The sequence below is a fragment of the Streptomyces sp. NBC_01803 genome (assembly GCF_035917415.1).
GTDB lineage: Bacteria > Actinomycetota > Actinomycetes > Streptomycetales > Streptomycetaceae > Streptomyces.
The window spans coordinates 346,373-360,526 of sequence record NZ_CP109073.1 but is presented as its reverse complement, the minus strand read 5'-3'; the positions used below and the strand labels follow the sequence as shown (position 1 = coordinate 360,526).

Sequence of the window (14,154 nt, the reverse complement as noted above, 5' to 3'; positions counted from 1 at the left end):
CCTCGTCGGTGAGGGAGGCGTGCCGGTGTGGGGCCCGGCGGTGGGTCCGCCGACGTTCCCGGCGCCGGGGGCTCACCCCGGCCTGGTGCCGCGCTCAGGTGGCCGGGCCGCGGTGCGGGATGCCGTCGGCTCACCTCCTCCAGCGCTGTCCGGAGGAATCGGGCGGTCCATGGCGACCGGCTGCCCGCCGGCCAGAGGGCCAGGGTCTGGTACGGCGCCGCGTCGACTACCGGGCGGTACGTCGCACCGGGCCGGACGTTCAACGCGGTCGGCGAGGCGGGCACCCGTGCCACGGCCTGGTCAAGGGCCGGTCCTGCTCGCGACGATCTCCGCCGACGACCCCACCGGCGTCTTCCGCGGCCCGCATTCCCTGGACGACGTCATCCCGTGGTGAGCACCCGACGACGCTCCCAGGACGCACCCGGCGGCACCCGACATCAGACCGTCGTGGGGGCGATGAGGAATCCGTCCCCCCACCGCTCGCCGTGACGGCACCGCCCCGTCACCTCCCGGGCCGGCGCGGACGACGGCCCGGGAGGTGACGGCGGTGACAACGGTGACAGCGGTGGACGACGGGACTGTCTGTCGCGGTTACTTCCCGGAGGCGGTCGGGTCGTGGTCGCCGTAGGCGAAGACCGACACCGCGTTTCCGTTGGTGTCCCTCAGGCGCGCGGTGTCGCCCTCGTTGTTCCAGATCGGGCGCCCGATGCCGAAGGAATGGCCGCCGTCCTCGGGGCGGACCTCGTTGGTGTGGACCCGGATCCGGCGGCCGGGCTCAAGCGCCGTGCCGGGCGGGAAGGTGAAGTCCTGACCGGCGTCGTCGGCGCTCAGCGTCCAGCCGGAGATGTTGGCCGGCTCGGCACCGCGGTTCAGGATCTCGACGAACTCGTCGGACTGCCCCGTCGACGCGTTGCCGATCGCCTCCACGCGCGAGATGTGGAGGATCGGCTTGACGGGGACCGGGGTGAGCAAGGCGTAGATGTCCGCGCTGTTGGATTTGCCCTCGGGGCTGACGAACTGATGGACGTGCTTGTGGTTCTGCCAGAAACCGGTGATCAGCACGTTGTAGGCGGCACCGTCGACCGTCACGACCTCCTGCTGGGGATGGACGACCGGCAGGTCGACCAGATCCTCCGGTCGCGGTCCCTGGTTGGGCGTCTCGTTGTGGTGGAAACGCAGGACGAAGTCGATCTCGGTCCCCTCCTCGAAGGCCACGTTCACCGCGAGACGCACGTCGAACTGGTCCTGCGGTAATGGCGGGATAGGGAAGTTGTGGTGCGTGAACGTGCCCAGCACGAATTCGGTGCCGTCGACTCTCACGGGGACGGGGCCGCCCTGGAAGACGTAACCACTTTTCACACTGTCCGCGACAGCGCCCCATGTGATGTGTTCATTGTTCACGGTGAACTGCGACGCGTTCACCTTGGGAAGCACCCAGGTACCGGTGGTGACCACTGTAGCCATGGCAGGTGTGTCCTCTCTCCAGATCCCCGAATGAGCCACCTATCGGGCTGCTGTTGCATTCGGGGGTACGCCTGCATTCACCCGTACGAGGGAGGCGGGGCGGGTGAAACGCGAAAAGGGAGCACATGTGATGGCCGGTGACCAGGGCATTGGCCCGACCTGGCGCGAAACGGCCGTTCGGGCCCGACGGGCACAGCACGGCCGGCCGTTCCTGTCGCGCCGATCACGAGTGCCTTCAGGTCGCCGACCATGCCGGTGGTGGAGCAGCGGGTGCCCGCATTGTCAATGAGGCCGTCCGGCTGACGGCCGACACCGGACACATCTGGTGCTGACTCAGCGCGTCATTTCTCGCGAACATCCACGAACTCGTTGATCATGACCCGCCGTTGAAAATCATCAAAATCGCTGCCTCTAAAACGTGAACGAAGCCATCCCGGCCCGATGTCACCGGTCTGGCCGAAAAGCACGTCAACTCACCGCCGGGTATGTTTCACTCGCGTGGGGGATATGTGCCACCAGCCCCGGTAGGCGTTTCGGCCATTCGGTCGAGGCGTCGCCGCTGGCTTCGGTGAGGCGATGGTGCGCCGGCGGCGCGGCCCCCGTGATCGGTGCGGGCGACACGCCGTTCACCCACCGGGACGCGGGCCGGGCAAACCCGCCCGGGTGGGATTGGCCGGGACGACCCCCGGTCACTTCCCGTTCCGCGCCGCATGCGTTGTGCTTCCCATGCCACCAGCGCCGCTCCGGACCCCGCGTCCGGCCGGCGGCGCGACCAGGCAGTGCCGAGCCGAGAGGGAAGTCAGTGACCATCCCCATCCCGATCCGTGTAGCGCTCGTCAACGGCAGCTTCGAGCAGCCGGTCGTCACCAACTACGAGATCCTGCCGGACGCCTCACAGGCGCAGGCACCGAAGCGGGTCCCCGGCTGGCTCACCACGGCGACCGATCACATGATCGAGCTGTGGCACTCCGGCTTCCAGGGCGTGCCCGCGGCGGACGGCGCCCAGTTCGCCGAGCTCAACGCCAACCAGGTCGCCACGCTCTACCAGGACCTGCCGACCACACCCGGCACGGTTCTGTACTGGCGGCTGTACCACCGTGGCCGCAACGGCGAGGACACCATGGCGCTGGACATCGGTGCCCCGGGCGCGGTGGTCGAGCAGCGACGTTTCACCGACGGCAACACCACCTGGGGTCACTACACCGGCACCTACACCGTGCCGGCGGGCCAGACGACGACCCGGTTCGCCTTCCGTTCCGTGTCGGCCGCCGGCGGAAACCAGGGGATCGGGAACTTCCTGGACGGGGTGTTCTTCGGTACCGCTCCTCTTGTGGTGCTCACCAAGTCCGCCATCCCCGTCGGCCCGCTGGAGGTGGGCGACGTGATCACCTATCGCGTCACCGCGAGGAACGAGGGCGGTGGCGCGGCCGAAGCCCTCACGCTGACCGATGTCATCCCGGCCGGCACCACGTACCTGCCCGGTTCCCTGCGCATCGTCGAGGGTCCCAACGCCGGCCCCAAGAGCGACCAGGAGGGGGATGACGAGGCGTACTTCGACGCCCAGGAGAACCGGGTGGTCTTCCATCTGGGCAACGGCGCCACCGGCGGGCAGCCGGGCAGCCTGCCCAACACCGAGACGCTGCCCGCGGGGACCACGGTGGAGTACCGGGTCACCATCGATGAGGCCGCCGCGGGCGGGCTGATCGCCAACACCGCCACCGCCACCTACGAGAACCATCTCGGACCCACCCCCGAGCCGCTGACCGCCACGTCCGACGAGGCCGTCACGGAGGTCCGGCCGGCCGCCGACCTGACCGTGGTGAAGGCGGCCGACGCCACCACCGTCACCGTGGGCCAGACCGTGACCTACCGCCTCACCGTCCGCAACTCCGGCCCGAACCAGGCCACCGGCGTCACCGTTTCCGATCCGCTCCCCGACGCCCTCGCCTTCCTGTCCGCCACCGGCTCGCCCGGCACCTACGACCCGGACACCGGACTGTGGAGCATCGGCGACCTCGCCAACGGCGCCACCGCCACCCTCACCCTGCGGGCCAAGGCGACCACGGCCGGCCCTCTCACCAACACCGCCACTGTGCACGGTGACGAGAAGGACCCCAACCCCGCCAATAACACCGACACCGTCACCATCTGCGTCAACCGCGCCCCCTCCTGCTGCGATCGTCCCTGCGATTCCTGATGAGCGGCCGAGTCGTCGTGGGGCGCCGGGCGGCGAATCGTGGGAAGCCACAGACACGGCGGACGACTGAAAGCCACACCCAGCGCCCTGGGTGAGTCAACGCTACGAATGGCTCGCTCATCCCGGTCGACAAGGTCGGGACGGCTGACCGTGAGGCGCGTGATCCGCGGGCGCGTGATCGTCCCGCGGACCGCAACGGCCCTGGCATACCTGACGCTGCTTCGTGGTGAGGCTGCCGGGCGGCCGACGCGGGCCTCCTGCCGACCCGCACCAGTGACCGTCCATTGCCCGCGCCCGGCCCGGCACGCCCGGCCGGGCGCGGTTCGCTTCGCCGACGGCGAGGCGCGGCGGCGCCGGGCGCCCGCCGCCTGGTGGAGGCGGCGTCCAGCACCTCGTCGAGCCGGGCGGTGGCCATGGCGTCAGGCCAGCCTTCGCAGCAGCTCGTCGGCCAGCGGCGCGGAGGAGGCCGGGTTCTGGCCGGTGACGAGGGTGCGGTCGGTGACCACGTGCGGGGCCCACGGCTCACCCTCGGCGAAGTCGACCCCGGCCTCGACCAGCCGGTCCTGGAGCAGCCAGGGCGCCTTGTCGGCCAGCCCCGCCTGGGTCTCCTCCACGTTGGTGAAGCCGGTCAGCCGGTAGCCGGCGAACGCGTTGGTGCCGTCCTCGCGGGTGGCGGCCAGCAGGGCGGCCGGCCCGTGGCAGACCACGGCCAGGGGCGTGCCGGTGTCCAGCGCGCGGACCAGCAGCCGCCCGGAGTCGGCGCTGGCCGACAGATCCTCCATCGGGGCGTGGCCGCCGGGGTAGAAGACGGCGTCGTAGTCCGCCACCTCGACGTCTTCCAGTCTGACCGGGCGCTTCAGCTCGGGGATCGCCGCCGTGGCCGCGGCCATCTCGGCGGCCTTCTCGGGGCCGCCGTTGACCTCCGGCGCGAGGCTGGCGCGGTCCACGGTCGGGACGACACCGCCCGGGGTGGCGACGGTGATCTCGTGGCCGGCGGCGGTGAACGCCTGGTAGGGAACGACGGCCTCCTCGGCCCAGAAGCCGGTGGAGTGCTTGGTTCCGTCCGTCAGCGTCCAGTGGTCCACGCCGGTCATCACGAACAGGATCTTCGACATGTGCGGTGCTCCGCGTCTCTCGGGGGGTTTCTCGGCTGTCTCTCGGCTGTCTCCCGGCGGTCGGTCCCCCTCGGGGGACCGACCGGCCGCCGCACGGTGTCTCCGGGCTGTGCGCCCTGACCCCGTGTGCGCGGTCCGTCAGGGTGCCGATGCCCTGACCGTAGGACGGACTGCCCCAGAGATGCCAATAGTGTCCACGATGTCTGCCATCGGAATCCCGATGGGAAGGCCGGTCGCGCGCCGGGCGGGTACGCTTCCGCCCGGGAGGGCCTAGAGTCGTCCGCGTGCCGCACCGACACCCCGAGGAATCCGCGCCGGCGGCGGGTCCCGCCTCCGAGCGGGAGACCGCGGCGGCGGACGGGCTGATCGACCTCAATCTCCTGCGCACCTTCGTCGCCGTGCACCAGGCCGGGTCGTTCACCGCCGCCGCGCACCTGCTCGGCCTCTCCCAGCCGACCGTCACGGCCCAGATCCGCGCGCTGGAGCGGCGGCTCGGGCGCGAGCTGTTCGAACGCCTGCCGCGGGGCGTGGCGCCCTCTCCCTACGCGGAGGAGCTGGCCGCCCGGCTCGCGCCGCCGCTGGACGCGCTGGCGACGGCGGCGGGCGCGGACCGGGGCCCCGGCGAGGCCCCGGTGGCCCCGGTGCACCTGGCCGGGCCGGCCGAGCTGATGGGCGCGCGTGTCCTGCCCGAGCTGGCGGACCTGATCGGGCGCGGCGTGCGGCTGCGCATCACCCTGGGCCTGACCGATCCGCTGCTGGCGGAGCTGCGTGCCGGCCGGCACGACCTGGTGATCGCCAGCACCCGGCCGCGCGGGCGGACGCTGGAGGCGATGCCGCTGCTGGACGAGGAGTTCGTCCTGGTCGCCGCCCCCGTGTGGGCGCGGCGGATCGGCGGCCCGCGGCGGGTGGCGGAGGAGGGGCCGGCGGCGCTGGACGCCGTACCGCTGATCACGTACGCGGAGGACCTGCCCATCGCCCGCCGGTACTGGCGCTACGTCTTCGGCCAGCGGCTCACCCGGCAGGCCGCCGTGACCGTGCCCGACCTGCGCGGGGTACTGGCGGCGGTGGTCGCGGGCGCCGGGTTCAGCGTGCTGCCCCGCTACCTGTGCCTGGCCGAGCTGGCCTCGGGCGCGCTCGTTCCGCTGCACGTCCCGGCGGACGCGCCGCTGAACACCGGCTTCCTCGTCCAGCGGCCCGGCGTCCCCGCCAACCCGCACGTCGCGCTCGTCCGCGACCACCTCCTGCGCGTCGGCAAGAGCTGGTAGGCCCCGCGAGGCAGGACGGCCCCGGCCCGCGCCCGCCGACGCGGACAGGGGGCCCGTTCACCCGCCGGGGCGCCGGGCGCGTCGCCCGTGCCCCACCTCGCAACGCGGGACCGTGGCGGTGTGGGCCTAGGATGCGGGGCCGGGGCAAGTCGGTGCCGAGTAGAGGATGTCGTGATGCCGGACGAGGTGTTGGCGGGCCGGTACCGGCTGGTGCGGCAGCTCGGCGAGGGCGGCATGGGGCAGGTGTGGCAGGCCCATGACGAGCGGCTCGGGCGTGATGTCGCGGTCAAGCTCATCTCGGTGCTCGCCGGCGGAGGCAGTGGCGGCGGTGAGGCCCGGGCCCGTTTCCTGCGGGAGGCCCGGATCACGGCCCGTCTCCAGCACCCCAACATCATCACCGTCCACGATCTGGGCGAGGCCGAGGGGGCGGAGGGCGCCACGCCGTTCCTGGTGATGGAACTGCTGCGCGGCCGGGGCCTGGACGCCGTGCTCCGCGAGGGCACCGTCGCGCCGCCGGACGCGGCCCGCTGGGGCGCGCAGATCTGCGACGCGCTCGCCGAGGCGCACGCCGCGGGCGTCCTGCACCGGGACGTCAAACCCGCCAACATCCTTGTCGCCGGCTCCGGTCCGGCGCGAACGGTGAAGGTGCTCGACTTCGGCATCGCGCGAGCGGCGGACTCGTCGGTCACCGGGGACCGGCTGACCCGGACCGGGTTCATGGTCGGCACCCCGCAGTACATGGCGCCGGAGCAGGCGCGGGGACGGCCGGAGCCGGGCAGCGACCTCTACGCGCTGGGCTGCGTGCTCTACGAGATGATCACCGGCCGCCTTCCGTTCACCGCGCCCGAGGCGGTCGGCTACCTCACGGCGCATCTGACCGAGACACCGCCCGCGCCCAGCGCCGTCTCCACCGGTGTGCCGGCCGGATGGGACGCGGTGGTGCTCCGGCTGCTGCGGAAGGACCCCGGGGAGCGGTACACGTCCGCGGCGGCCGTCGCCGAGGAGTTGCGACGACTGGAACGGCGCTCCGCGGTCCCGCTCGTGCCCGGCTACACCCCGACCCTGCTGGGCGGTCCGGCCCGCCCGGACGACGGCACCGACCCGGACGCGGACACCAGGACCCGGCTGCCGTCCGCGCCCGAGCCCCGCGGAACGCCGAAAACGCCGGGCGCCCGGCGTCTGAGGACGTTCCCCGTCGGCAGGCCGGTCAAGGTCGCCTTCTCCCCGAGCGGCACCCAACTGCTCCTCACCGGCGACGACGGCCCCCTGCGCGTCACGGACCTGACGGGCCGGGAGCAGCTCCTCGGGCCCCCGGACAGCGCGGTCGCCGACCAGGCCACGGCGGCCTTCCACCCCGACGGGCAACACCTGGCGGTGGCCGGCCGGGACCGGACCCTGCGCTTCTTCGACATCGCCGACGGCCGGGAGCTGCGGCGCGTCGCCCAGCGGGCGACGGTGGGTGCGCCCGTGTTCAGCCCGGATGGCAGGCTGCTGGCCACCGCGGACGCCGACCGCGTCGTCCGGCTGCGCGACCCCGAGACCGGATACCCCTACAGCGAGACGATCCGGCGGTCGGACCAGCCCAGGGGCTTCTGGCGGGGCACCCCCGCGTTCAGCCCGGACGGGACGCGGCTGGCGATCGGCGACGGCAACAAGGTCCGCGTCTACGACGTGACCGGCGACCACCCGGCGCAGATACTCAGGATCAGGATCTCGCGGGCGGTGGCGATCCCGGACCTGAGCTTCGGCCCGGACGGGTCCACCCTGGCGACCGTACGCCTCTCCTCGCTACGCGGCGGCGGACGGGTCCACCTCTGGAACACGCGGACCGGCGGGCGGCTCCTCGGACTGGACACGCTCAGGGGGGTGCTGAGCCTGGCCTACGGCCCGCGCGACATGCTGGCCACCGCCGGATCGGACGGCACGGCACGGATCCTGTCGGCCCTGACCGGCGAGGAACTGCTGAGGATCGACCACCCCACCTCGGTCACCTCGGTGGCGTTCAGCCCGGACGGAACACTCCTCGCCGCCTCCGCCGCCGACGCCACCCTCCAGTTGTGGCAACTTCTCGGCTGAGTCCCGCCGTCACCGCCGACCCGGAGGTAGCGGTTGGCTCCCCGCCGAGTCCGGCGCGGTGCCGTACCTCCCGCTGGCACGGTCGGTGTCCAGGTCGGCGCAGCGCCCCGCACGCAGATGGCTGAAGCGCCGCATGCCGCGGACGTGGCGCGCGAAGATGTCGCCGCAGCCGATGATCCCGGCTCTGAAGGAATACCTGCTCGACCCGCGTCGATGGTGCGGCTCGGCTATGTGAGCACCGCACGTGACGAGGCGCCAACCTCCTCCCGCGGCACGGCAGTAGCCGGGTGGCCGACGCCACGACGCCTGCGGGCAGCCCCCGGGACCGGACCTCGTTTGCTTCCTTGACGACCAAAAGTAAGCATGCCTAAATGGATCGCGGGCCGCCGAGAAAATGGGGCGGAGTGTCGCGACCGGCGAGTCGTGGCCGCGGCGGCCCTTCCGGCACGTCGACCTACCGCGAGGGAGCGGCCTTGTCCGACATGCATTTCATGCCCAGCGCGTTATATTCCCGCGCCGCCGCTCTGGAAAGCCTGGCGGCACACGACTCACGATTCCCCCGCAGCGCCGCGGCGGAGATCCTGCGCGATCCGGCCAATGAGAAACTGCTGGGTTACGTCTTCTCAGAGGCTTTCACCCATGTTTTTCCGGGAGACCGGGCCGGCCACCCTCCGCGGGATTTCTTCGCCGAGCTGGACGAGGAACTGGCGTCGACGCCGAGCTACCATCTGTGGACCCTGGTGCCCTTGTGCCGCTACCGGTGCCACTTCTGCCAATTCCCCATTATGGTGCTCAGCGCCGATGAGGAACGATCCGCCGAGGCGGGCAGGCGCTGGGTCGACGCGAATATCGCCGAAGCGCGTCTGTGGCTGGAGGCGGTACCGTCACTGGCATCCGCTCCGGTCGGGGAATTCTGCCTTTTCGGGGGCACACCCACGGCGATCGCCGCTTCGCAGATCGAGCGGCTCATGGACTTCTACACCACGAACTTCAACTTCACGCCACAGACGTCGCTGCGAGCCGAGGGAAGTCCCGACACGCTGACACCGGACATGGTGGCCCGACTACGCGGTATGGGTTTCGCCAACCTCACCTACGGCATCCAGTCCTTCGACGACCGGCTGCTCGAACTCGCGAACCGCCGCCACACGGGAACGGAGGCGGAAAAAGCTCTCCGCCACGCCCGGGAACACGGATTCGCCCGCGTCGACGGCGATCTGGTGTACGGCCTGCCCGGCCAGGACGTCCCCTCCTTCCTGTCGGACATCCACCGGATGATCGACCTCGGGTTCGACACGATCGTGGCCATCAAGCTGCATCTGCGGTCTTTCGGCGAGGTCACCTCGGCCATCGGGCACGTCGCGCCCACGCCCTGGGAGAGTGCCCAGGTGCGCCGGCGCATCGCCGAATCCGGGCATCGCTGGCCCTCGCTGGGCGAGCAGTACCAGATGCGCGAGGCAGCGGTCAGCCGGCTCCACCAGGCGGGGTACTCCGAACATCCCACCACCTACTTCCCCCACGACGACGCGGGCCCGCAGCACTGGCGCTCGCTGAACCTGGACCAGGAACGGCAGTACCCGCAGGTCGGGATCGGACTGGGCGGCTACACCTGGAGCAGCCTGTCGGAGGCGAACGTGGTCAGCGACCCGCGCCGGTACCAGGAGGCCATCGCCGCGGGCCGCATCCCCCTGGAGACCGTCACCTCCATCAGCCCCAACGAGCGCGAGGTGCGCGCGGTCCGCATGGCGCTGTCCACCTGCCAGCCGCTGCGCGACGACATTCACCAGGCGCGTTTTCCCGGCAGTTCCCTGTTCGGGGCACGGTGGAGCCCGGCCCTCCGGGCACTCGCGGACCGGGGTCTGGTCACCGTGGACACCGCCGCGCGGACCGTCGCGCTCACGCCCGTGGGAATGACCCTCGTGGAAGCGATCATGAACGCCGAGATCCGGTGACCGGCAGCCATCGCCGCCATGTCAGGGGAGAGCACCCCCAGTGAGAGGAACACATCGTGCGCGTCGGGTTGATCTCAGGTGATGGACTGCCCGTCTCCGGGCTGCTGACCATCTTCCGGAACGTCAGGGATCTGGGTCGCGAGATGGGCCTGGTCGAGGACACGGTGCCGGCCGATCTGGGCTTCACCTGGCGCCCGGACAAGCCGGGTTTCTTTCCGCACGGCCCCGCCCGGGCCTACGCGCCCGACTGGCTGGTCGTCGAGAACACCGGTTCGTCGGTGGACATCGACTGGACCGCGCGGGAGCGGGAACTGTCGCGGATACGCGCGGATGTGGCGCGTCACGACGAGCTCACACCGGTCGGCCGGACCTCGCTGGAAGACCGGATCGAGGCGGTCTGCGAGCCATACCGGCGAGGCTTCCTCGGCTGGCTGGAAAAGCACCGTGTCGACTGGGTGTTCGCCCTCAACATGACGCTGTCGGACGCGGTCCCGGTGACCCTCGCCCTGCACCGCGCGGCAGCCGAGTACTACGCGACCAGGCCCGGCGGAGTCCTGTTCTGGGATCACGACCTCTTCGGCAGCTGCGCCATCCATGACGAAGCCTCCGGCGCCCGCTTGTACCCCGAACAGCCGAACCGGTGCACGCCGGTACCGCGGCCCAACGCGTTCACGCGCTGGGCCGTCGTCTCCGAGTCGCTGGCCCGGGAGGCCCGCTCCTACCCGACCGGGCTGACTCCCGACATCGTCCCCAACATCCTGCCCCGCGTCCCCGATGGCCCGCTGGGAAAGCGGCATCACGCCTTGGCCCGTCAGCACGGCCTGGTGGGGGGCCGGCCCATCCTGCTCGCCCCGGTCCGGGTCTTCGGCGTCAAGGGCGTCGAGGTGGCGATCGAGCTGACGGCCGCCATGAAGTCCCTGGCCACCGCCCGGAGCACGGCCGTACCGTATCTGCTGGTGTTCGGCAGCCTGACCGAGGACCCGCTCTATGCCGCCGAGGTCATGGCCCGTGCGCGGCACCTGGGGATGGACGGCGATGTGATCTTTTTGGACGGCGTGCCACTGGCCAGCTTCGAGGACCCGCACCGCGGCTGGCAGCTCGATGAGGTCGATCTGCTGCGCCTCGCCCAAGCCTCCGCCGGCGGGGTGGTGTTCACCCCCGGCGTGACCGACGTGGAGACCGTGGGACTGGCCCCCGGACTGGCCGCCATCGCCGGGCTGCCGGTCGCGGTCACCGCCTACGAGGTCTTCCGCGGCATCTACGGCGAGCACTTCTCCAGCATCCACGTCGGGCTCACTCGGGACGGCATCCGGGCAGCGGCGGCGGAGTTCCTGGAGGTGATCGGCCCCCACCGGACCGGGCACGCGGTCGCGGCCGGCCTGGAGAGGAACCGCGCACTGGTGCGCGACGCGTTCTCCGACACCCCCTGGCGCGGCCTGCTGCGGCGGCTGGCGCGAGCGCTGTGACGGGCGGGGCTCGCGTGGAGAAGGTCAAGGCCGTTCCTGCGGCTGGACCCTCCGTACACGGCCGCGGTCCCGGGCTGCGTGCGGGCGGACGCCGCACTGGGCACCCTGTGCCGGCGTCTGGCGGCCCGGCCGCGGGACGTGGTGACCGAACCGGGCGGAATCGGGAGACATCGTCCTGATCGACAACTACCGGACCGTTCACGGCCGCCGCCCCTTCCGGCCGTGCGATGACGGCTCCGACCGCTGGCCCGCGCCGCACGGTCCTCAGCCGTGATCCGCGCCGGTGGCGAACGCCGCGCTCGTCCGCCGCCGACCCCGTCGTCGGGCGCTGAGCCCGGCGCCGTGACTCCCCCTCCACCCACCGCGAGAGAAGGAAACCGCCGTGCAGACACCGTCCTCGCATGACCTGTCCCGCTGGTGCGAACAGCACCTCGGCTCCCCGGCCGCCGAACAGCTCTTCGCACACGTGCACCTGTCCGCGGCCGTCGGTCTGCGCCTGGCCGACGGCAGACGGGTCGTCGTCAAGGCCCGGCCGGCGGCCCAGCGGCTGCGGGGCTGCTTCCAGGTCCAGCAGCACCTGTACTCGGCGGGGTTTCCCTGTCCGCGTCCCCTCGTGCGGCCGACAGGGCTCAATGACCTGGAGGCGACGGCGGAGGAACTCGTGCCCGGCGGGACCCTGCTCGCCGACCATCCCGACGCGCCCGAGCTGTTCGCCGCCGCCCTGGCCCGGCTCGTGGCGGCAGCGCCCGCCGTCACCGCCGTCGACACTCTCGCGCCGGCACCCCCCTGGATCGGATGGGACCACGACGACTCCCGGCCCTGGCCGTGGCCCGACGACATGGACATCGATCTCAACGATCTGCCCGAACCCGCCTGGCTGGCCCGGACCGCGCGGCGGGTACGCGCCCGACTCGCGGACAGCGACCTTCCGGATGTCGTCGGGCACGGCGACTTCGAGTCGCAGAACACCCGATGGAGCGGGCGCGAGCTCCACGCGGTGCACGACTGGGACAGCGCGGTCGCCCGCCCCGAGGCCGCTCTGGCGGGTCAGGCGGCGGCCGTCTTCGGGACCACGGGCGCACCCGGCGAGACCACCCCGCTCCCGGCGAGCGAGCGGTTCCTGGACGCCTACGAACGCGCCCGGGGCCAGGCATGGACGCGGGAGGAGCGCGAGGTGGCGTGGGCGGCGGGACTGTGGGTTCTGGTGTTCAACGCGAAGAAGGAGTCGGCGAAGGAGGCCAACGGGCCCGAATGTACCCACCTGGCCACCGAGGTCGACGAACGACTCCGCCGGGCCCGTGCCTGATCGAGGTCGACCACGACGATGTTGGTCTCCGGCGCCGTGGCTGCCTCCGCGCCGAGTAGGTCGGTCAGCCCCTCGGTGAGTCGGCGTGCCCGCCCGTGGTCGTCGGCGAGGCGCTGGACATGGTGCCGGAGCGCGTAGGTATCCGGGGCCGCGATGATCCCCGCCTGGCGCGTCGCGCCCCCCGAACCGTTGCTTGTGCCGCCGGCCCCGATCGATCAGCTCCTCCGACCCGCGAGCACGGCCCCGACCGGGGCGCCCACGCCCTCGCTGAGGTCGATCCAGACGGTGTCGAAGGGCTCGGCCCACCGCCAGGCGGGGATGCCAGCGGTGCTCTGACAGGATCGTTGGCATGGCTGGCTCTTCATCAGTGGGTACGGTCCCGCAATCCGAGGCGCTGACGGCGTGGGCGCGGGGGGCGGGCTTGGTGACGGATGCCCGTGAGGCGCGGCGTCTGGCGGCGATGCGGCTGGAGGTGCTGGCCAGTGGCGCTGTGCCGCAGGGCCGCGCGGCGGACGTTGCGCTGACGGCTCAGTGGGCAGCGTTCATCTGCTGGGTGGACGATCACATCGACCGGAGTGGGCTGGGGTCTGCCTCGGGTGAGCTGGAACGGTTCACCGCGCCGTTACGCCAGGTGCTCGCCCCCGGCGGCCGGGACCGCATGGCGACGGCTCCGCATGCGGTGGTGCTGGCAGGGCTCTGGGAACGTACAGCCGCGGGCATGTCTGCCGAGTGGGGAGAGCGTTTCGCCGCGGATTACACCGACTTCCTGGACGCGTCCGAGGAGGAGGTGGCCCTGCGCCGTGCCGGGGCCCGGTTGGCATTGACGGAGTACATTCACTTGCGGCGTCGCACGATCACCCTGCTGCCCATGCTGGATGTGCTGGAACACACCGGTCACGCTCCTTGGGTGGCGGCGCCGCAAGTGCACGCGCAGGTACGGGACCTGCGGTGGGCGGTGGCCGACATCGCCGGCTGGGTGAACGACGTGGCCTCGCAGGCGGACGACGCGGCGGTGGGCCAGGACAACCTGGTGGCGGTCGTGGCCCGGGAGCACGCCTGCTCCACGGCACAGGCCCGCGAGCGCGTGGCCGCCATGATCAGGGAACGCCGCTCCGGTGTCGCCACCACCGCGGAGGCTTTGCGGGCGGGTTTTGGCCTGCCGCGGGAGCGGGAAGAAGAGGTGCGCCGCTACGTGGATCTGGTGGAGACGTTCATGGCCGCGACGCTGCGCTGGCTCGCCAGTACCGGCCGTTTCGCTCCCGACACCCCGGCGCATACATCCGATTAGGCCGGCAGATCCGCCAGCTTGCCGG

At 71.8% G+C, this 14,154-nt stretch carries 10 protein-coding genes and 1 pseudogene; 8 read left to right on the top strand and 3 right to left on the bottom strand.

The genetic code is table 11. The features are described 5' to 3' along the window. Positions 1-591: 591 nt before the first annotated feature. Positions 592-1,464 (bottom strand): lamin tail domain-containing protein, encoded by an 873-nt coding sequence (locus OIE51_RS01635; RefSeq protein ID WP_326594911.1) that lies wholly within the window; start codon positions 1,462-1,464, stop codon positions 592-594. A gap of 802 nt (positions 1,465-2,266) precedes the next feature. Between OIE51_RS01635 and OIE51_RS01630 the strand changes: the two genes are divergently transcribed. Next, positions 2,267-3,661 (top strand): DUF7507 domain-containing protein, encoded by a 1,395-nt coding sequence (locus tag OIE51_RS01630; RefSeq protein ID WP_326594909.1) that lies wholly within the window; start codon positions 2,267-2,269, stop codon positions 3,659-3,661. 419 nt (positions 3,662-4,080) lie between these two features. On the opposite strand, the gene OIE51_RS01625 is transcribed toward OIE51_RS01630, so the two are convergent. After that, on the bottom strand, positions 4,081-4,776 hold the full coding sequence (locus tag OIE51_RS01625; RefSeq protein ID WP_326594908.1) for a type 1 glutamine amidotransferase domain-containing protein: 696 nt from the start codon (positions 4,774-4,776) through the stop codon (positions 4,081-4,083). A gap of 362 nt (positions 4,777-5,138) precedes the next feature. On the opposite strand from OIE51_RS01625, the gene OIE51_RS01620 reads away from it, so the two are divergent. The 6 genes from OIE51_RS01620 to OIE51_RS01595 all read left to right on the top strand — a co-directional run bounded on the left by OIE51_RS01620 (position 5,139) and on the right by OIE51_RS01595 (position 12,841). Then, a complete protein-coding gene (locus tag OIE51_RS01620) occupies positions 5,139-6,041 on the top strand; it encodes a LysR family transcriptional regulator (RefSeq protein WP_326600458.1) in 903 nt (300 codons plus the stop codon). A gap of 174 nt (positions 6,042-6,215) precedes the next feature. Beyond that, the gene (locus OIE51_RS01615) at positions 6,216-8,117 is read left to right on the top strand and encodes a WD40 repeat domain-containing serine/threonine protein kinase (RefSeq protein WP_326594906.1); all 1,902 of its coding nucleotides are present in this window, start codon (positions 6,216-6,218) and stop codon (positions 8,115-8,117) included. Positions 8,118-8,599: 482 nt separating this feature from the next. Beyond that, positions 8,600-10,069, top strand: coding sequence for a radical SAM protein (locus OIE51_RS01610; RefSeq protein ID WP_326600457.1), 1,470 nt, complete (start codon positions 8,600-8,602; stop codon positions 10,067-10,069). A 56-nt stretch (positions 10,070-10,125) separates the two neighbouring features. Next, positions 10,126-11,535, top strand: coding sequence for a hypothetical protein (locus OIE51_RS01605; RefSeq protein ID WP_326594904.1), 1,410 nt, complete (start codon positions 10,126-10,128; stop codon positions 11,533-11,535). 169 nt (positions 11,536-11,704) lie between these two features. Then, a complete protein-coding gene (locus tag OIE51_RS01600; RefSeq protein WP_326600456.1) occupies positions 11,705-11,809 on the top strand; it encodes a hypothetical protein in 105 nt (34 codons plus the stop codon). Positions 11,810-11,917: 108 nt separating this feature from the next. After that, a complete protein-coding gene (locus OIE51_RS01595) occupies positions 11,918-12,841 on the top strand; it encodes a hypothetical protein (RefSeq protein WP_326594903.1) in 924 nt (307 codons plus the stop codon). Positions 12,842-12,897: 56 nt separating this feature from the next. Here OIE51_RS01595 and OIE51_RS26805 read toward each other — a convergent pair. Next, positions 12,898-12,996: pseudogene (locus tag OIE51_RS26805) on the bottom strand (hypothetical protein); the annotation flags it as partial. Positions 12,997-13,190: 194 nt separating this feature from the next. Between OIE51_RS26805 and OIE51_RS01590 the strand changes: the two are divergent. Next, entirely contained in the window at positions 13,191-14,129 is a 939-nt protein-coding gene (locus tag OIE51_RS01590) for a terpene synthase family protein (protein WP_326594901.1), read from the top strand. The last annotated feature ends 25 nt before the right edge of the window (positions 14,130-14,154 follow it).